The organism is Leclercia sp. M-A074-M, from assembly GCF_965195605.1.
Taxonomy (GTDB): domain Bacteria; phylum Pseudomonadota; class Gammaproteobacteria; order Enterobacterales; family Enterobacteriaceae; genus Enterobacter.
The window spans coordinates 710,105-726,671 of sequence record NZ_CBDAHM010000001.1; the positions used below are offsets into that span (position 1 = coordinate 710,105).

General features: G+C 61.5%; 16 protein-coding genes. 5 read left to right on the plus strand and 11 right to left on the minus strand.

Annotated elements, in window-relative coordinates; translation table 11 throughout:
* Window positions 1–6: 6 nt before the first annotated feature.
* From ACOKCT_RS03525 to ACOKCT_RS03540, 4 genes are all read right to left on the minus strand, one after another.
* Window positions 7–1,248 carry an LVIVD repeat-containing protein gene (locus ACOKCT_RS03525; protein ID WP_103178641.1) on the minus strand — a complete coding sequence of 414 codons (1,242 nt, stop codon included), beginning with the start codon at window positions 1,246–1,248 and terminating at the stop codon, window positions 7–9.
* 85 nt (window positions 1,249–1,333) lie between these two features.
* Window positions 1,334–2,398 carry a sugar ABC transporter substrate-binding protein gene (locus tag ACOKCT_RS03530; protein WP_156238044.1) on the minus strand — a complete coding sequence of 355 codons (1,065 nt, stop codon included), beginning with the start codon at window positions 2,396–2,398 and terminating at the stop codon, window positions 1,334–1,336.
* A 20-nt stretch (window positions 2,399–2,418) separates the two neighbouring features.
* Window positions 2,419–3,414, minus strand: coding sequence for an ABC transporter permease (locus ACOKCT_RS03535; RefSeq protein WP_156654079.1), 996 nt, complete (start codon window positions 3,412–3,414; stop codon window positions 2,419–2,421).
* A complete protein-coding gene (locus tag ACOKCT_RS03540) occupies window positions 3,411–4,913 on the minus strand; it encodes a sugar ABC transporter ATP-binding protein (RefSeq protein WP_103178638.1) in 1,503 nt (500 codons plus the stop codon). Before ACOKCT_RS03540 ends, ACOKCT_RS03535 begins: the two co-directional genes overlap by 4 nt.
* Window positions 4,914–5,071: 158 nt before the next feature.
* Here ACOKCT_RS03540 and ACOKCT_RS03545 point away from each other — a divergent pair, with 158 nt between their 5' ends.
* The 4 genes from ACOKCT_RS03545 to ACOKCT_RS03560 all read left to right on the plus strand — a co-directional run bounded on the left by ACOKCT_RS03545 (window position 5,072) and on the right by ACOKCT_RS03560 (window position 7,846).
* On the plus strand, window positions 5,072–6,169 hold the full coding sequence (locus ACOKCT_RS03545; RefSeq protein WP_159339304.1) for an oxidoreductase: 1,098 nt from the start codon (window positions 5,072–5,074) through the stop codon (window positions 6,167–6,169).
* Between the two features lie 61 nt (window positions 6,170–6,230).
* The gene (locus tag ACOKCT_RS03550) at window positions 6,231–6,974 is read left to right on the plus strand and encodes an SDR family NAD(P)-dependent oxidoreductase (RefSeq protein ID WP_103178636.1); all 744 of its coding nucleotides are present in this window, start codon (window positions 6,231–6,233) and stop codon (window positions 6,972–6,974) included.
* A 190-nt stretch (window positions 6,975–7,164) separates the two neighbouring features.
* Complete coding sequence (locus tag ACOKCT_RS03555; RefSeq protein WP_103178635.1) at window positions 7,165–7,461, plus strand: type II toxin-antitoxin system RelE family toxin; 297 nt, start codon at window positions 7,165–7,167, stop codon at window positions 7,459–7,461.
* Window positions 7,442–7,846: a helix-turn-helix domain-containing protein gene (locus tag ACOKCT_RS03560; RefSeq protein ID WP_103178634.1), complete on the plus strand. Its 405-nt coding sequence runs from the start codon at window positions 7,442–7,444 to the stop codon at window positions 7,844–7,846. The genes ACOKCT_RS03555 and ACOKCT_RS03560 overlap by 20 nt, the downstream gene beginning before the upstream one ends.
* Here ACOKCT_RS03560 and ACOKCT_RS03565 read toward each other — a convergent pair.
* The 7 genes from ACOKCT_RS03565 to entC all read right to left on the minus strand — a co-directional run bounded on the left by ACOKCT_RS03565 (window position 7,843) and on the right by entC (window position 15,282).
* The gene (locus ACOKCT_RS03565; protein WP_014169079.1) at window positions 7,843–8,040 is read right to left on the minus strand and encodes a YbdD/YjiX family protein; all 198 of its coding nucleotides are present in this window, start codon (window positions 8,038–8,040) and stop codon (window positions 7,843–7,845) included. The two genes, ACOKCT_RS03560 and ACOKCT_RS03565, sit on opposite strands and share 4 nt — an antisense overlap.
* A gap of 59 nt (window positions 8,041–8,099) precedes the next feature.
* Complete coding sequence (cstA, locus tag ACOKCT_RS03570) at window positions 8,100–10,205, minus strand: pyruvate/proton symporter CstA (RefSeq protein ID WP_156654077.1); 2,106 nt, start codon at window positions 10,203–10,205, stop codon at window positions 8,100–8,102.
* 264 nt (window positions 10,206–10,469) lie between these two features.
* Window positions 10,470–10,883, minus strand: a complete 414-nt coding sequence (gene entH, locus ACOKCT_RS03575; RefSeq protein ID WP_214421724.1) for a proofreading thioesterase EntH — start codon at window positions 10,881–10,883, stop codon at window positions 10,470–10,472.
* A complete protein-coding gene (entA, locus tag ACOKCT_RS03580) occupies window positions 10,884–11,636 on the minus strand; it encodes a 2,3-dihydro-2,3-dihydroxybenzoate dehydrogenase EntA (RefSeq protein ID WP_420193160.1) in 753 nt (250 codons plus the stop codon).
* Complete coding sequence (locus ACOKCT_RS03585) at window positions 11,633–12,487, minus strand: isochorismatase (RefSeq protein ID WP_103178631.1); 855 nt, start codon at window positions 12,485–12,487, stop codon at window positions 11,633–11,635. The genes entA and ACOKCT_RS03585 overlap by 4 nt, the downstream gene beginning before the upstream one ends.
* 11 nt (window positions 12,488–12,498) lie before the next feature.
* The gene (gene entE / locus ACOKCT_RS03590; RefSeq protein ID WP_420193161.1) at window positions 12,499–14,097 is read right to left on the minus strand and encodes a (2,3-dihydroxybenzoyl)adenylate synthase EntE; all 1,599 of its coding nucleotides are present in this window, start codon (window positions 14,095–14,097) and stop codon (window positions 12,499–12,501) included.
* Window positions 14,098–14,106: 9 nt separating this feature from the next.
* Entirely contained in the window at window positions 14,107–15,282 is a 1,176-nt protein-coding gene (entC, locus tag ACOKCT_RS03595) for an isochorismate synthase EntC (RefSeq protein ID WP_159339308.1), read from the minus strand.
* Window positions 15,283–15,469: 187 nt separating this feature from the next.
* Between entC and fepB the strand changes: the two genes are divergently transcribed.
* Entirely contained in the window at window positions 15,470–16,429 is a 960-nt protein-coding gene (gene fepB / locus ACOKCT_RS03600; RefSeq protein WP_420193162.1) for a Fe2+-enterobactin ABC transporter substrate-binding protein, read from the plus strand.
* Window positions 16,430–16,567: the final 138 nt, after the last annotated feature.

Genomic DNA, 16,567 nt, shown 5'->3' on the forward strand with positions numbered 1-16,567 from the left:
AAAAACTCAACCTAAATACTCAATTACCGACAGCCCGCCGTTGTAGTCGGTGCTGTAGATAATCCCCTGTGCATCGACAAACAGATCGCAGGACTGGATCACCTGCGGGCGGTTGGGTCGCGTATCCATCATTTTCTCCGGTGCGGCAGGCACCAGCGCGCCGGTTTCCACCGGACGGTAGGGATCGGAGATATCATAGGCGCGCACCCCGGCGTTCTGGTAGGTGGCAAAAATCAGCGTTGAGCTGACAAAGCTCCCGGGGCGGTTCTCATGTAAATTGTGCGGCCCGAAATGCGCCCCTTTCGCCACATAATCCCGCTCGTTTGGCTGCGGGAAGGTCGCGATGCTGACCGGGTTCGATGGCTCGCGAATATCAAACAGCCAGATCAGCTTCTCCCCATCCTCCTGATTGTCGAGCACCGCTTCATCCAGCACCACCAGCAGATCCCGGTCCGGCAGCGGCAGCGCGGTGTGGGTGCCGCCACCAAACGGCGGGCTCCAGTTGCGATGGCTGATCAATTTCGGCTGGCTGCGATCCTTTACATCCAGCAGGGTCAGGCCGCCGTCGCGCCAGCTGCCGTAGGCGGTATCCCCGGCGATGATGGCGTGATGCAGGGCGTAGCGTTTGCCTTCCGGCCAGTTGGGGGTCTCCCCTGCCGCCTGGTTCATCCCCGGCAGCCACCAGCGCCCCGCCACTTCGGGTTTGCGCGGGTCCGCCAGATCGATGGTCAGGAAAATGTAATCGGTAAAGCCGTCGATCAGCGCCGAGACGTAGGCCCAGCGCCCGCCCACGTACCAGATGCGGTGAATGCCGATGCCGCTTAGCGACAGGAAGCTGATTTCCCGCGGCTTATCCGGAGTGGAGATATCAAAGATGCGCAGCCCGGCGCTCCAGCCTTTGTCCTGCACGTCGCTGACCGTCTCCCCCACCTGGCGGGTGTAGTAGACCTTTTCGTCAGCAAAGCGGGCATCGGCAAACAGATCCCGGGCGTTGATCACCAGCAGCAGATCGTCATGGGCCTGCAGATGCACGTTCCAGGTGCCCGGCGGCGCAGGCACATAGCCCGCCGCCTTCGGGTTCTTTGGATCGCGCACGTCGACGATGGAAAAGCCCTGCGACACCATATGCCCAATATAGGCGAAGCCGCGATGCACCATCAGCTGCACGCCGTCCGGGCGTCCGCCCTGGTCGCTGTGGCCGATTAAGCGCATATTGCGGCTGTATTCGGGGGTGGGTAATGCGGTCACACAACCTCCTGTTGCCCGGTGGCGCTGCGCTTACCGGGCCTACTGTCCGTAGGCCGGGTAAGGCGCAGCCGCCACCCGGCAAAGTTTATTTAGCCTTCGCTTCCAGCGTCGCGAACCACGGGGCGATAAAATCGTCGGTCTGGCCCCAGCCTGGAATGATTTTGCCTAAAGAGGCCACGTTCACCGCACCCGGCTGGGCCGACAGCAGCGCCTGCGGAATAGCCGCGGCTTTAAAGTCATAGGTCGCAGGCGTCGCTTCTCCGGCAATTTTATTGGCGATCAGACGCACGTTCGTCGCGCCAATCAGCTTCGGATCGACCGCCACGCTCACCACCCACGGGCTGCCCGCTTCGCGCATCAGCTGCAGATCCTGGTTGGAGATATCGATGCTGTAGAGTTTGATCTCGGTGCGGCCATTCTCTTTCAGCGCTTTATAAGCGCCCTGGCTGAAGGCATCCCAGGTGCCCCAGATGGCGTCGATCTTGCCTTTCGGGTATTTCGCCAGCACCGCGCCCACCTTGTTGGCGGTGTCGCCCTGCACATCGGACGATACCGCCCCGATGGACTCCAGCTCTTTAATGCCCGGGTTCGCCTTCAGCAACGCCTGGTAAGCGGTCTGACGGCGCTCCATCGGCGGGAAGCCCGCCACCCATAGCTTGATGATGTTAGCCTTGCCGTTGAAATCCTTCACCAGTTGGCCGAACGAGAGGTTGGTCAGGGAGGCGTCATCCTGCTGGGTCACCGTCACGCCCGGGATCTCGCCGTTCACCGCAGTATCAAACACCGCCACCTTGATCCCGGCATCCACCGCCTTTTTCACCAGCGCGGTGGAGTACGGGTCACGCCCCTGAGAGAGAATAATCCCGTCATACTTCTGGCTGATGGCCTGGTTAACGAAGTCCTGGAATTTGGCATCGTCGCCGTTGCTTAAAAAGGTGCTGACCTTAAAGCCGAGCTTTTTCCCTTCCTGAATCGCCCCGGCCACAAACTGGGTGGTGTTGTCGTCGGAGCCGAGGTTGCGGATCACCGCGATGCGGATCTGCCCCTCATGGTTGGCAATCGCCGCCGGCACCGGCGCAGGGGTCGCCGCATAGCCCGGCAGTGAACTCAGTAATCCCAGCGTCAGCAAAGAGAGTGCAACTTTTTTCATTCTGTTATCCCGTTGTGTTGTTAGCGTTTTTGTACGTACGTCATCGCCAGTGCCACCGCAAGCACCAGCCCTTTTATAATGTCCATGGCGTAATAGGGTACCGAGAGCATCACCAGCCCGTTGGAGAGCACCCCGAGGATCACCGCCCCCACCAGGGTGCCCAGCGCGTTCGGTTTACCGGAGCCCGCCAGCGAAAAGCCGATCCACGCCGCCGCCACCGCATCCATCAGATAGCCGCCGCCGGCATTCACCTGCGAGGAGCCAATGCGCGAGGCGAGCAGAATCCCGCCCAGCCCCGCCAGCAGCGAGGCGATCACATAGGCCGCCACCTTGTAGCGGGTGGTGCGGATCCCGGACAGGCGCGCCGCCTCCGGGTTACCGCCAATGGCATACATCCGGCGACCGTGGGTGGTGAGCGACAGCCCCAGCTGCGCCAGCAGCGTCACCGCCAGCATGATAATGACGATGGTTGGCACCTGCCCCAGCGCGCCAAACGTCGCCGGAATAGTCCCCTCCGCCATGTCGCCGCTCGGCAGGACCATGTTCTCGGTGATCGACCCGCCATAGCTGTAGGTCATCGCCACGCCCTGGATCACAAACAGGCTGGCGAGGGTGGCGAGCATGTCGGGAATGCGCAGAATGACGATTAAAAAGGCGTTAAACAGCCCCACCAGGGTGCAGAGCGCCAGAGTGATGAGAATCGATTCGGTGGTGCCGAAGCCGTGCCAGACGAAGAGCGAGATCACCAGCGCATTCGCCAGTGACGCCGTCGAGCCCACCGAGAGGTCAAACCCGCCGATGGTCAGCGAGATGGAGACCCCGACGGCAATCACCGTCACGATGGCAATGGAGCGCAGAATGTTGATGATGTTGTTGGGGTCGAGGAAGTTCTCCGACGCCAGGCCGAAAATGGCCACCAGCGCGACCACCGTCAGCAACATGCCCCATTTATAGAGAAAATCGAAAATGTGCTGACGGCCAGACACCGCCTCGTTGACTGAAAGGGCCTTGCTCACGACGCCGTTCCTCCGGTTGAATAATAAAGTAATGTCTCTTCCCGGGCGCTTGCCCCGTCCACTTCCGCCACAATGCGCCCGTCCCACAGCACGCAGATGCGGTCACACAGCCCCACCAGTTCGGCGAACTCGCCCGAGGCGTAAATCACCCCTTTACCTTCCCGCGCCAGGCCGTCAATAAGCTGGAACAGATCGGTTTTGGCCTTCACGTCCACCCCTTTGGTGGGCTCGTCGAAGATCAGCACCTGGGCGTTACCGCGCAGCCACTTGCCAATCGCCACCTTTTGCTGGTTGCCGCCCGACAGACGGCGCAGTACCTGCCCTGGCCCGCGGGTGCGCACACCCACCCGGGCGATCACCTCTTCGGCCCAGCGCCACGCCTGGCGATGACCAAACAGGCTCCAGCGTGAAAAGGAGTTATCCGCTGACACAGCCAGGTTCATGCTCACCGGCTCATCGATAAAAATGCCCTCTTTACGCCGCTCCTCCGGCACCAGCGCCAGCCCGCGCAGCACGGAGTCTGCCGGGTCGCGCGGCGTCCACGGCTGCTGGTTCAGCTCGCCCTTCGCCACCTGGCTTTTGGTCGCGCCAAAGAGCGCCTTGCAGAGCTCGGTTTTTCCGGCCCCCGCCAGCCCGGCGATACCGAGAATCTCCCCCTTACGCAGATGCAGGGAGATATCCTTCAGCAGCCCTTCGTCGTGCAGCCCTTCCACCCGCAGCAGCGTTTCGGCGCTGTGCTTTGGTCGCGCAGGAGGGTAGATATCGGTCAGCGCATGGCCGAGCATCTTCTCGACAATCGCCTCCCCACTGAGATTCGCCATCGGGCCGGACTCAATCAACTTGCCGTCGCGCAGCACCGTTAAGGTGTCGCAGATCGCCTTCAGCTCATGGATGCGGTGGGAGATAAAGACCACCCCGATCCCCTGCTGTTGCAGGCGGCGCACAACCGTGAACAGCCGCTCGCTTTCGTGGGCATCCAGCGGCGCGGTAGGTTCGTCGAGAATAAGAAAGCGGCAGTGATGGGAGAGCGCCCGCGCCAGCAGGATCTGCTGCTTTTCTGCCAGGGTGCAACTGTCGATGGAACGTCGCACGTCGAGGGAGACGTCGAGCTGCGCCAGCGCCTGCCGGGCCTGCTCCCGCATCGCGCCCCAGCGAAAGCGGTGTCCCGGCTGCGCCAGATGGTCGAGCATGATGTTTTCTGCGATGCTGAGGCCGGGGATCAGCGCCACGTCCACCTCCTGCTGCACCAGGTGGATACCCAGCTGTTTGGCCTCCACCGGCTCACGAATGATGACGGGCTGATTGTTGATGCTGATTTCGCCCGTATAGTGGGCGTGCGTCCCGCACAGCACCGCCATCAGCGTGGATTTCCCGGCGCCGTTCGCGCCCGTGAGCGCGTGCACCGATCCGCCCGTCAGGGTGAAATCCACCTGCGACAACGCCTGAAAGCCAGAAAAAGCCAGGCTGATGCCGCGCATCTCGAGGCGACTGGTTATCATCCGCTGCAATCCTGTATTAATCTTTTGATTTATAGAATTTTTCACAGCACTGGCTGGCTGGCAACGACGGAAAAAGCATAAGATAAAGCAAAATAGTATTAGCCATCCGGATGTCCAGACATAACATCAGGTTAGCGCTTCGCAAAAAGGAAACCCTCATGAGCAACACTGACATCCGCGTCGTTCCCGGCCCGGCAAACTACTACTCCCACCGCGGCGCTCTGGCTCGCCTGGACGATTTTTTTACCCCGGAGCAACTCTCCCGGGCGGTATGGATCTACGGTGAACGCGCCCTGGCCGGGGCCCGACCGTTCCTGCCGGACAGTTTTGACGCTGCCGGAGCAAAACGGCTGCTCTTTAAAGGCCACTGCAGCAAGCGCGATGTGAATCAGCTTGCAGAAGCCTCCGGCGCGGATCGCAGCGTGGTGATTGGCGTCGGCGGCGGCGCGCTGCTGGATACCGCTAAAGCAATGGCCCGCCGTCTGGGTCTGCCGCTGGTGGCTATTCCCACCATCGCGGCCACCTGCGCGGCATGGACCCCGCTGTCGGTGTGGTACAACGACGCCGGGCAGGCGCTCCATTTTGAGATCTTTGACGATGCCAACTATCTGGTGCTCGTCGAGCCCGAGATCGTCCTCAACGCCCCGGCAGAGTACCTGCTGGCGGGGATCGGCGACACGCTGGCGAAATGGTATGAAGCGGTGGTGCTGGCTCCAGAGCCCGAACACCTCCCGCTGACGGTGAGGCTCGGCATTAACGGGGCGCTGGCGATCCGCGACGTGCTGCTGGCGCACAGCGAGCAGGCGTTAGCGGACCAGACGCGGCGCGAGGTGACGCGTGAGTTTCATGACGTGGTGGATGCCATTATCGCCGGTGGCGGCATGGTCGGCGGGCTCGGGGAGCGCTACACCCGCGTGGCGGCAGCGCATGCGGTGCATAACGGCTTAACGGTGCTGCCGCAGACCGCGCCATTCCTCCACGGCACCAAGGTGGCATACGGGATCCTGGTGCAGAGCGCCCTGCTCGGCCAGGACGAGGTGCTGCGCGAGCTGGTCGCGGCCTACCAGCGCTTTAACCTGCCCACCACCTTGCGTGAGCTGGAAGTGGACATCCATAACCGCGAGGCGCTGGACCAGGTGATCGCCCATACCCTGCGCCCGGTAGAGTCGATCCACGCCCTGCCGATCGCCCTGACGCCGGAGGTGCTGCGCGCCGCATTTGAAAAAGTGGAAAACTTCAGCCACCCGGCGCATTGACGCCGGGAACTGGCCCTCTATACCTAATGATGATCATCACCACTCTCGTAACGAGGTCATCATGCAGATCGACTTAACAGGTAAAAAGGCGCTGGTAACCGGTGCCAGTCGTGGGTTAGGCCGTGCCATTGCGCTCTCCCTGGCACGCGCCGGCGCCGATGTCGTTATCACCTATGAGAAATCCGCCGATAAAGCCCAGGCCGTCGCGGATGAGATCCGCGCGCTGGGGCGGCGCGCCGAGGCGATCCAGGCGGACAGCGCCAGCGCTCAGGCGATTCAGGATGCCGTCACCCAGGCGGCGCGCAGCCTCGGCGGGCTGGATATCCTGGTGAACAATGCCGGGATTGCGCGCGGTGGTCCGCTGGAGACGATGACCCTGGCGGACATTGATGCCCTTATCAACGTCAATATTCGCGGGGTGGTGATCGCCATTCAGGAGGCGCTGGTTCACATGTCCGACGGCGGGCGCATCATCAACATCGGCAGTTGTCTGGCGAACCGCGTTGCCCAGCCCGGCATCGCCGTTTACTCCATGACCAAATCGGCGCTCAACTCCCTGACCCGCGGGCTGGCGCGCGATCTCGGCCCGCGCGGGATCACCGTCAACCTGGTTCACCCTGGCCCAACCAACAGTGACATGAACCCGGAAGATGGCGATCAGGCCGCCTCCCAGCGTCAGCTTATTGCCCTCGGGCACTATGGTCAGCCAGAGGATGTCGCCGCCGCGGTGACCTTCCTTGCCAGCCCCGCCGCCGGGCAGATCTCCGGCACCGGGCTGGATGTGGACGGCGGGCTGAACGCCTGACGCCTGCTCGCAGTTTTGATGTTAGCCTCTGTCGTCCGGCAGAGGCGTTTTCGACCCGCCTCGACAAACTCACTTTTGCCGCTTTTTCCGCTCTCCCCCTCGCCCTACAGTACCCCATAAGACATTCGGAATTTATCTAATAGTCTTATTATTTCCTTATATTTCGTGTGGGCGTATAGTGGAGGTACGGATGAAGATTGTCTGGTCAAAAACCGCGGAGAAACAGTTAGCGAAAATCGATCCCCGCTATCGCTGGCGCATTGCACGCAGGCTGGCGAGTCTGGATGACCACGCCGCTCCCGTGGCGGATATTAAAAAATTGTCCTCACCCGAAAACCACCATCGATTGCGGGTGGGTGATTACAGGGTCATCTACACCCTTGAGAATCAGCAAAGTGATACCTGTTATGTGGTATCCGTTAAGCGTCGAACAACAACCACCTATCTTCATGAGGAGCAGATGGAATATGACTGTGCAGTTGATTAAGGATGAAGAGGGAAAAACGCAATATGCCGTCATTCCGTACAGGGACTATCTTCGCATGCGCTTAGCCATGCTGGAGCAGGATGACGACGATGAAAGCGAATGGGAAGACATTCCTTACGAATCAGATATCTACGATAGTGTTGGCTTGCCGGGAGAGGTCTGCAACATAATGCATAGCGAAAATGTCAGCCTGCAGGCGGCCTGGCGCATCTACCGCGGCCTGTCCCAGCAGGAGGTGGCCGACAAGCTGGGCATCAGCCAGTCCGCCGTATCACAGCTGGAAGCCGTGGATTCCCGCCCGCAAAAACGCACCCGCGAAAAGCTGGCGGCCATTTATGGCTGTAAGCAGGAGCAGATCAGCCTCTACTTACCGAAAGAGGGTTAACAGCACTTCGCGCCGCCTTTACCGCCGTAGCGGGCATCCTGGCGATCGCGGAAAAACGCCTCGTAGGTCATCGGCGTCTGGTCAGGATGGTTGACGCGCATATGCTCGACATAGTTGTCGTAGTCCGGCACGCCGATCATCATTTTTGCGGCCTGCCCTAAATATTTACCGGCTTTTGACAGGGTATCGAACATCGCTCTTCTCTCACAAAAAAGGTAGGCCGGGTAAGCGCTAGCGCCACCCGGCACACAGGTTAATGCGCCCCTTTCGCCTGGGTCACAATCTCTTCATAGTTGGCCGGCATCGGCTCATACGGCGTCTCTTTCGCGGTAGGTTTGTCCTGTTTCAGGGCGGCCAGCGCGGTCTTCAGAGAATAGAGCGCCAGCACCACAACCACCACCATAAAGAAGATGGTCAGCCCGGCATCCAGACGGTTGTTAAAGACCAGCTGCGAGAGCTGGGACTCGGTATACTGCGCCGGGATCTTGCCGCTGTCGATCATCGCCTGGAACTTGTTGGCGATGGCCAGGAAGCCCACTTTGGCATCGCTGCTGAAGGCTTTCTGCCAGCCTGCGGTCAGGGTACAGATCAGCAGCCAGGCGGTTGGCACCAGGGCGACCCAGGCGTAACGCTGACGTTTCATCTTGAACAGCACCACCGCGCAGAGCATCAGCGCCATACCGGCCAGCATCTGGTTAGCGATACCGAACAGCGGCCACAGGGTGTTGATGCCGCCCAGCGGATCGACCACCCCCTGATGCAGGAAGTAACCCCACGCCAGGACGCAGAGCGCCGTCGCCAGCAGGTTCGCAGGCAGCGATTCGGTGCGTTTGAGGCCGGGGGAGATCACCCCCAACAGATCCTGCAGCATAAAGCGCGCCGCACGTGTCCCGGCATCCACCGCCGTCAGGATAAAGAGCGCTTCGAAGAGGATGGCGAAGTGATACCAGAACGACACATCCATCAGACCGCCCAGCGCGCCGTGCAGAATGTAGGCCATGCCCACCGCCAGGGTCGGCGCACCGCCCGCGCGGGAGATAATCGACTGCTCGCCCACCTCGTTGGCAATCTGAGAGAGAGTATCCGGGGTAATGCTAAAGCCCCAGCCGCTGACCACCTGGGCCGCAGAGGCCACCACGTCCGCCGTACCGGCAGGCGCCAGCACCGCAATCGGGCTGTTCATCGCAAAGTAGACGCCCGGATCGATAATGCAGGCGGAGACCAGCGCCATGATCGCCACGAAGGACTCCATCAGCATGCCGCCGTAGCCGATAAAGCAGGCCTGGTTTTCATTCGCCAACATCTTCGGCGTGGTGCCGGAGGCGATCAGGGCATGGAAGCCAGAGACGGCGCCACAGGCGATGGTGATAAACAGGAACGGGAACATATTGCCGGACCAGACCGGACCGGTGCCATCAATAAACTTCGTCACCGCCGGCATGGTCAGGGTCGGGCGCATGATCAGAATGCCAATCGCCAGGCCAACAATGGTGCCGATTTTCAGGAAGGTGGAGAGGTAATCGCGCGGAGCCAGCAGCAGCCACACCGGCAGCACCGCCGCTACAAAGCCATAGCCCACCAGCATCCAGGTCAGCTGCACGCCGGTATAGTCAAAGTATGGCGCCCAGGTTGGGCTCTCGGCCACCCAGCCGCCGGAGATAATGGCGAAGACCAGGAAGACCAGGCCAATCACCGACACTTCGCCGATGCGCCCCGGGCGCAGGTAGCGGATGTAGATCCCCATAAAAATTGCCAGCGGAATGGTAAAGGCGACGGTATATGTCCCCCACGGGCTGTGGGTCAGGGCTTTCACCACGATCATCGCCAGCACCGCAAGGATGATCACCATGATCATAAAGCAGGCCACCAGCGCAATCACCCCGGCGGTCGGGCCCATCTCCTCTTTTACCAGCTCGCCGAGGGAACGCCCGTCGCGGCGGGTGGAGACGAACAGCACCATAAAGTCCTGCACTGCGCCTGCCAGCACCACCCCGGCGAGGATCCAGATCATCCCGGGCAGGTAGCCCATTTGCGCGGCCAGCACGGGCCCCACCAGCGGCCCGGCCCCGGCGATAGCGGCAAAGTGGTGACCGAACAGCACTTTTTTATCGGTTGGCACATAGTCCAGCCCGTCGTTATGGCGCACCGCTGGCGTCATGCGCGTCGGGTCAACCGAGAGGACGTTATGGGCAATAAACTTGCCGTAAAAACGGTAGGCAATCAGATAGATACAGACCGCTGCGACGACTATCCACAGCGCATTGATCTGTTCACCGCGGTTGAGGGCGATATAGCCCAGCGCAAAGGCACCCACCACGGAGAGCCCTGCCCATATGAGGTATTTCCCTGAGTTATTCATGATATGGTTTCCATCATCGCAGAAGTGAGATGTTACATTTTGTATCTATAACACTCGCTTAAGATTTAACAACTCAACCACACGTAAAAACAGACATCCAACCAGTCATTTACATAACATTGTTAAGCCGATCACTTTCACCCCGTCCCGCGGCGGAGGACCTTAATTAAAACAGGGCTCAGCGCTGAAATGCCACCCGGCAAACAGCCGCATCGAACCGTAGGCCGGGTAAGCGCAGCGCCACCCGGCACACAGCCGCACGCTCTACCCCAACACCATCGTACTCAACCGGCAGGTACAGCAGCGCCGTCCCTGCTCGTCAAACACCACAATCTCCCAGCTCTGGCTGGTGCGCCCGAGGTGCAGCGGCTGACACACCCCGCGCACCTTGCCCTGCGCCACCGCCCGGTGATGGGTGGCGTTCAGCTCCGTGCCCACCACGCTCTGCCCGTCGCGGGTCATCAGGAAGCCAGCCATCGACCCCAGGGTCTCCGCCAGCGCCGCCGACGCGCCGCCGTGCAGTAAACCAAACGGCTGATGAGTGCGCGTATCTACCGGCATTTCGGCCTCCAGGGTGTCATCTCCCAGCCGGGTGTAGACGATCCCCAGATGCGCCACCATCGTGTTCAGGCTGGTAGCGTTCAGCGCCTTCAGCGATAAATGACGTTTCCAGATCATCTAGGCCCCCAGCGTGGAGCCGCCGTCCACCACGATATCCTGCAACGTGATGTGGCTGGCGTGGTCGGAGGCGAGGAACAGCACGGTGCTGGCGATCTCCTCTGGGCGAGCGATTTTACCCAGCGGAATGCCGAGCTTGAACTGCTCGCCAAACCCGCGAATACGCTGCTGCTCGGCATCGTCGCTTTTCCACAGGGTGCGCTGCATGTCGGTATCGGTGGAGCCCGGCGAGACCAGGTTAGAGCGCACGCCGCTCCCCGCCAGCTCCAGGCCGACGGTGAGCGCCAGACTTTTCAGCGCCGCTTTCGAGGCGCCGTAAGCGCTCATGCCGATGCGCGGCGTATGGGCCGCGTCGGAGGCCACGGTGACAATCGCCCCGCCCTGCTGACGACGGAACTGGCCCATCGTCTGCTGAAAAAGGTTGAACGCTCCACCCACGTTGACCGCAAAGGTCTGCTGCCAGTCCGCCTGTGAGAGCTGGTCGGTGGCGCCCATGCGTAAAATACCGGCGGCATTCACCAGCACATCAAGCCGCTCGAGGCTCGCCAGCAGAGGCCCGCAAACCGCGTTGACCTGCTGCGCATCCGCCACATCCAGCACTTCGGTGGCAAAGGGATATTCCGCCTGTGGGAAGGCGACATCAAAGCCCGTCACCTCCGCGCCCGCCGCCGCAAACGCCCGGGCCGTGGCGTAACCGATGCCTTTTCCGGCCCCGGTCACCCAGACGGTTTTACCCGTGAAATCCAGCATCATTTCACCTCGCGGGAGAGCAGCGCCCACCAGGCATCAAGGGTCGGGTTTTTCGCCAGCATCACAAAGTCGATATCGCCATGCACTTTGCGCCAGCGCGCCGCCAGGGCCATCATCCGCACCGAATCCAGCCCGTAGTCGATCAGGTTTTCATCATCCATCGGCTCGTCGGACTCATCCAGCAGAGGCAGGATGAGCTCGCGCAGCGCCGCTTTGCTGGCTGGCAGCGAGGGCAGCAGCTCGTCGGTAGTCACCACGCGCCCGGAGCGACCGGCCACATAGTTGAGCGACATCAGGTGCTCGTCCCGGGTGAAGTCTGCCAGCGCATCGGCGACGAAGAATGGCTGGATGTCGCGCATAAAGGCGTCAGTAGCGGTGGTCATGCAGCCGATATGGGCGTACACGCCGGTGATAATCAGCTGGTCGCGGCCGCTCTCTTTGAGCATCTGCTCCAGTGGCGAGCGGTGAAACGCGCTGTAGCGCCACTTCACCAGCACGGTGTCGGCTTCGTCCGGCGTCAGTTCAGCCACGATGCGCTGCTGCTCCGGCGAGCGGGTCAGGCCCGGCCCCCACATGTCGTTCAGCAGGGCGCGGTCCTCATCGCTCTGCTCTTTCGGCTGGGCGGTGTAGTAGACCGGGATCCCCTGCTGTTTGCAGTAGTCACGCAGCCGGGCGATGTTCGCCACCACCTGCGCCATCATCGGGCAGTTCTCGCCCCAGAAGTTGAGGAAATACTCCTGCATATCGTGGATCAGCAGCGCGGCGCGCGCGGGCTCCATCGTCCAGCTCACTTTATTGGTCGGCAGATCTGCCGCGCCCGGCAGCGCGTAACCGGTTAATTTTGGAATTGCCATCGTCTTGCTCCTCAGCCCCGGGCCCGTTCGACCAGCCACAGGCGTAATTGTTTTTTATCCACTTTCCCTACCGGCGTCAGCGGCAGTGCCTCCAGGCACTCGACGCGATCCGGCAGCTTAAATTCGGCGACGCCCTGCTCGCGCAGGAAGCGGCGCACCTCCACCGCTCGCAGGGGCTGTTTCACCACCAGATACGCGCAGCTCTTCTCGCCCAGCAGGCTGTCTTCCATGCTGACCAGCGCGGCGTGGATCACCGCCTCGTGGCGCAGGAGCAGGTTTTCCACCTCTTCGGCGGCAATTTTTTCACCGCCGCGGTTAATCTGATCTTTCTCACGCCCCTGCACGGTGATGTAGCCCTGCTCGTCAATGGCGATCAGATCCCCGGAGCAGTAAAAGCCGTTCTCATCGAAGGCGCTGGCGTTGTGCTCCGGGCTCTTGTAGTAGCCGCGGAAGGTGTACGGCCCGCGGGTCATCAGGCGCCCCACCTCGCCGCGCGGCAGCGGATTACCGTGCTCATCGGCCACCCACACTTCGTCATCCGGGCACATCGGGCGACCCTGGGTATTGATAATGCGCTCCGGCGTATCATCCAGCGCGGTGTAGTTCACCAGCCCTTCGGCCATGCCAAACACCTGCTGGAGCTGACAGCCGATCTCAGCCGGAATACGGGCGGCCTGGGTGGCGGAGAGTCGCGCCCCGCCCACCTGCAACAGTTGCAGGGATGCCAGCTGCGCATTGCCCGCCCCCTCGCTGATAGCCTGTAACCACAGGCTGACCGCAGGCGGCACCAGCGAGGTGACGGTGATCTGATGTTGTTCGATTAGCGGGAAGCAGAGCGTGGCGCTCGGATCGTTCGCCAGCACCACGCAGCCTCCGGCCATAAAGACCCCCAGCGAGCCGGGGGAACTCATCGCGAAGTTATGCGCCGCCGGGAGTGCGTTCAGGTAACGGGTATCCGCAGTAATGCCGCAGATTTCGTTGCTGCGACGAATGCTGTAGTAATAGTCGTTGTGGGTGCGCGGGATCAGCTTCGGCGTGCCGGTGCTGCCGCCGGAAAGCTGGAAGAACGCCACTTCGTCCGCCGGGGTCGGGGTGGCGATAAAATGTTCCGCCGGGCGGGCAATCGCTGCCTCCAGCCCGTCTCCACGCAGCAGCACCGTGCGCACGGAACGGTGCTGGTCAACAAAGGTGTTGAGGAAGTCGTCGCCAGCAAAGAGACCGTGAGCGCGATCGGCAATCAGCAGCGCGGGTTCAATCTGGCTGGCGTAGGCGTTCAGCTCGCTGCGCTGATGGCTGAAGAGGGCATTAACCGGGGCCACGCCCACCTGCAACAGGGCGAAAAAGGTGATGTAGAACTCGGCGACGTTGCCCAGCTGTACCAGGGCGGTTTCACCCCGCTGAACGTCCTGCGCCTGCAACGCCGACGCCAGGTTATTGACGGACTGCTGGAACTGGCGGTACGTGATGCGGCGTTCGCCGTCGACTAACGCCCACGCGTCGCTGTCGCCGTGGCGGGTGAGAATGTCCGTCAGGGGCAGATCCTGCCAGTAACCTTTTTCACGATAGCGGCGGGCAAATTCGTCGGGCCAGCGGGTAAAGGGAAGGGTCATGATTAATCCTTAATGCAAACCAAAAACGTTGAGCATGGTGGTCAGCTTCACGCCGGTTTCACGCCATTCGGCCACCGGGGAAGAGGCCGGAACAATCCCGGCACCGGCAAACAGACGTACGCTGTTGGCCTGAATACGCGCGCAGCGGATGGTCACCACCCACTCGCCGTTGCCTTCGCTGTCGCACCAGCCGACGATGCCGCCAAACAGTTCGCGGTCGAACGGCTCCAGCTCGGCAATCAGCTCCTTCGCCGCCTGGTGCGGGAAGCCGCTCAATGCCGGGGTCGGGTGCAGCAGACAGGCCAGGGTCAGGGCGTTCTCATCTTCACGCGCCTCGCCTTCCACCGGGGTCGCCAGATGCCACAGGGTCGGGGTGGTGATGAGCTGCGGCGAGGCGGGCATGGTCAGCCGATGGCTGCGCGGGGCCAGCACCGCCTTCATCGCCTGGGTGACCAGCTCATGTTCGTGGCGATCTTTTTCCGAGGCCAGCAGCTTGTTGCCCGCCTCGCGATCGAGCATGTCATCCGGCTGACGACGAGCCGAGCCTGCCAGCGGCAGGGAGCTGAAGTGCGCCCCCTCTTTACGCAGCAGCAGCTCCGGGCTGGCGCCCAGCAGCACCCCGCCATCCTCCAGCGGGACGTGGAAATTAAAGCTGGCCGGGTTCTGGGCGATCAGTTTTTCCAGCAGCGCGCCGCTGTCGAGTTTCTCTTCGGTTGCGATATCGATCAGGCGCGACAGCACTACCTTGTTGACGCGCGGAGTGGCGGTCAAAACGGCGGCGCGGGCCACCATCTCCTCAAAGGCTAACTGGGCCGGGATCTCGGTGCGGGATTTGACCGTCAGCGGTGAGGTTCGGGCGGCATAGCGGGCAGACTGCTGACGCGCCGGGCGGGCAAATGATTGCCACAGCTCCGGGATAAACAGCGATGACGGCTGGCGGGTATCGAAGGGGATAGCCCCTACCATCACCGGGTTGCTGATGCCAGCGGCTTTAGCATTGGCAAAGGCCTGTTTCAGCTGCTGCTGGAATGGGCTTGCCGGATCGTCGCCGCCAACGGCGGGAGTGGAAAAACGGGCAAAGCAGCCAGAGGTGGTGAAACTGCGATAGGGCGACATAAAGAAGAAGCTCTCTTTTTGCAGCCGGGTCGCGGTGTGCTGAACATCCTCAGCCAGTGACGTATCCATATCATCCTCCTGAAATGATAAAAGCAGTAAGAATTATTATCATTTATATTTTCGCTGGCTAACCTAATCCCAGAGCGCAATGGTGTCAACAGCCCAGCGTGTAACTTGTGCGACTATCGCTTGCATCCCTTCGGCTCATTCATGAAAATGAGAAGCATTAACTTCAACAAAAACAGGATGCCCCTTAGTGAAACTGCCCGCCTATTGCCGTAACACCCTGCTTTTTATCAGCCTTTTATTTTCAGGATTAACCTCAGCCGTCGCCGCCGACTGGCCGCGTCAGGTGACGGACAGCCGCGGAACGCACACCCTTGAGAGCAAACCGACGCGGATTGTCTCCACCAGCGTGACCCTCACCGGCTCCCTGCTGGCCATTGACGCCCCGGTGGTTGCCAGCGGCGCCACCACCCCGAATAACCGGGTGGCGGACGATCAGGGTTTCCTGCGCCAGTGGGGAGAGATCGCGAAAGAGCGTAAGCTGGCGCGGCTCTACATCGGCGAGCCGAGCGCAGAAGCGGTGGCCGCCCAGATGCCGGATCTGATCCTCATTAGCGCCACCGGGGGCGATTCCGCCGTCGCGCTCTACGATCAGCTCTCCGCCATCGCCCCGACGCTTATCATCAATTACGACGATAAAAGCTGGCAGGCGCTGCTGACCCAGTTGGGCACGATTACTGGCCAGGAGCAGCAGGCCGCGGCGCGGATTGCGGAATTTGATAAGCAGCTCGCCCGGGTGAAGCAGCAGATGAAGCTGCCGCCGCAGCCGGTGAATGCCATCGTCTACACCGCTGCCGCCCACAGCGCCAACCTCTGGACCACCGAATCGGCGCAGGGCAAGCTGCTGCAACAGCTCGGCTTCTCTCTTGCCCCCCTGCCCGCCGGGCTGAATCCGTCCCAGAGCCAGGGCAAGCGCCACGATATTGTGCAGTTAGGGGGTGAAAACCTGGCCGCCGGACTGAACGGCGAAGGGCTGTTCCTGTTTGCCGGGGATGGGAAGGATGTGGAGACGATCTACGCCAACCCCCTGCTGGCCCATCTGCCGGCGGTGCAGAACAAACGCGTCTGGGCGCTGGGGACTGAAACCTTCCGTCTGGATTATTTCAGCGCCACTCGGGTGCTGGAGCGGTTAGAGGCCTTATTTAAATAGTCGTGCATGTTGATGCCCGGTGGCGCTGCGCTTACCGGGCCTACGGTTCGGGGGGGGTTGTACCGTGCGGCCTGATGCCCGGTGGCGCTGCGCTTACCGGGCCTACGGTTCGTGCCGGTGTAGGTTTTGTAGGCCGGG

Coding starts and splice junctions, on each gene's coding strand:
- cstA (WP_156654077.1), bottom strand. CDS start 10,205: ATGAATAACTCAGGGAAATACCTCATATGGGCAGGGCTCTCCGTGGTG.
- entA (WP_420193160.1), bottom strand. CDS start 11,636: ATGATGCTGGATTTCACGGGTAAAACCGTCTGGGTGACCGGGGCCGGA.
- ACOKCT_RS03545 (WP_159339304.1), top strand. CDS start 5,072: ATGAGCAACACTGACATCCGCGTCGTTCCCGGCCCGGCAAACTACTAC.
- ACOKCT_RS03540 (WP_103178638.1), bottom strand. CDS start 4,913: ATGATAACCAGTCGCCTCGAGATGCGCGGCATCAGCCTGGCTTTTTCT.
- ACOKCT_RS03585 (WP_103178631.1), bottom strand. CDS start 12,487: ATGGCAATTCCAAAATTAACCGGTTACGCGCTGCCGGGCGCGGCAGAT.
- ACOKCT_RS03565 (WP_014169079.1), bottom strand. CDS start 8,040: ATGTTCGATACCCTGTCAAAAGCCGGTAAATATTTAGGGCAGGCCGCA.
- entE (WP_420193161.1), bottom strand. CDS start 14,097: ATGACCCTTCCCTTTACCCGCTGGCCCGACGAATTTGCCCGCCGCTAT.
- entC (WP_159339308.1), bottom strand. CDS start 15,282: ATGGATACGTCACTGGCTGAGGATGTTCAGCACACCGCGACCCGGCTG.
- ACOKCT_RS03530 (WP_156238044.1), bottom strand. CDS start 2,398: ATGAAAAAAGTTGCACTCTCTTTGCTGACGCTGGGATTACTGAGTTCA.
- ACOKCT_RS03550 (WP_103178636.1), top strand. CDS start 6,231: ATGCAGATCGACTTAACAGGTAAAAAGGCGCTGGTAACCGGTGCCAGT.
- ACOKCT_RS03555 (WP_103178635.1), top strand. CDS start 7,165: ATGAAGATTGTCTGGTCAAAAACCGCGGAGAAACAGTTAGCGAAAATC.
- entH (WP_214421724.1), bottom strand. CDS start 10,883: ATGATCTGGAAACGTCATTTATCGCTGAAGGCGCTGAACGCTACCAGC.
- ACOKCT_RS03560 (WP_103178634.1), top strand. CDS start 7,442: ATGACTGTGCAGTTGATTAAGGATGAAGAGGGAAAAACGCAATATGCC.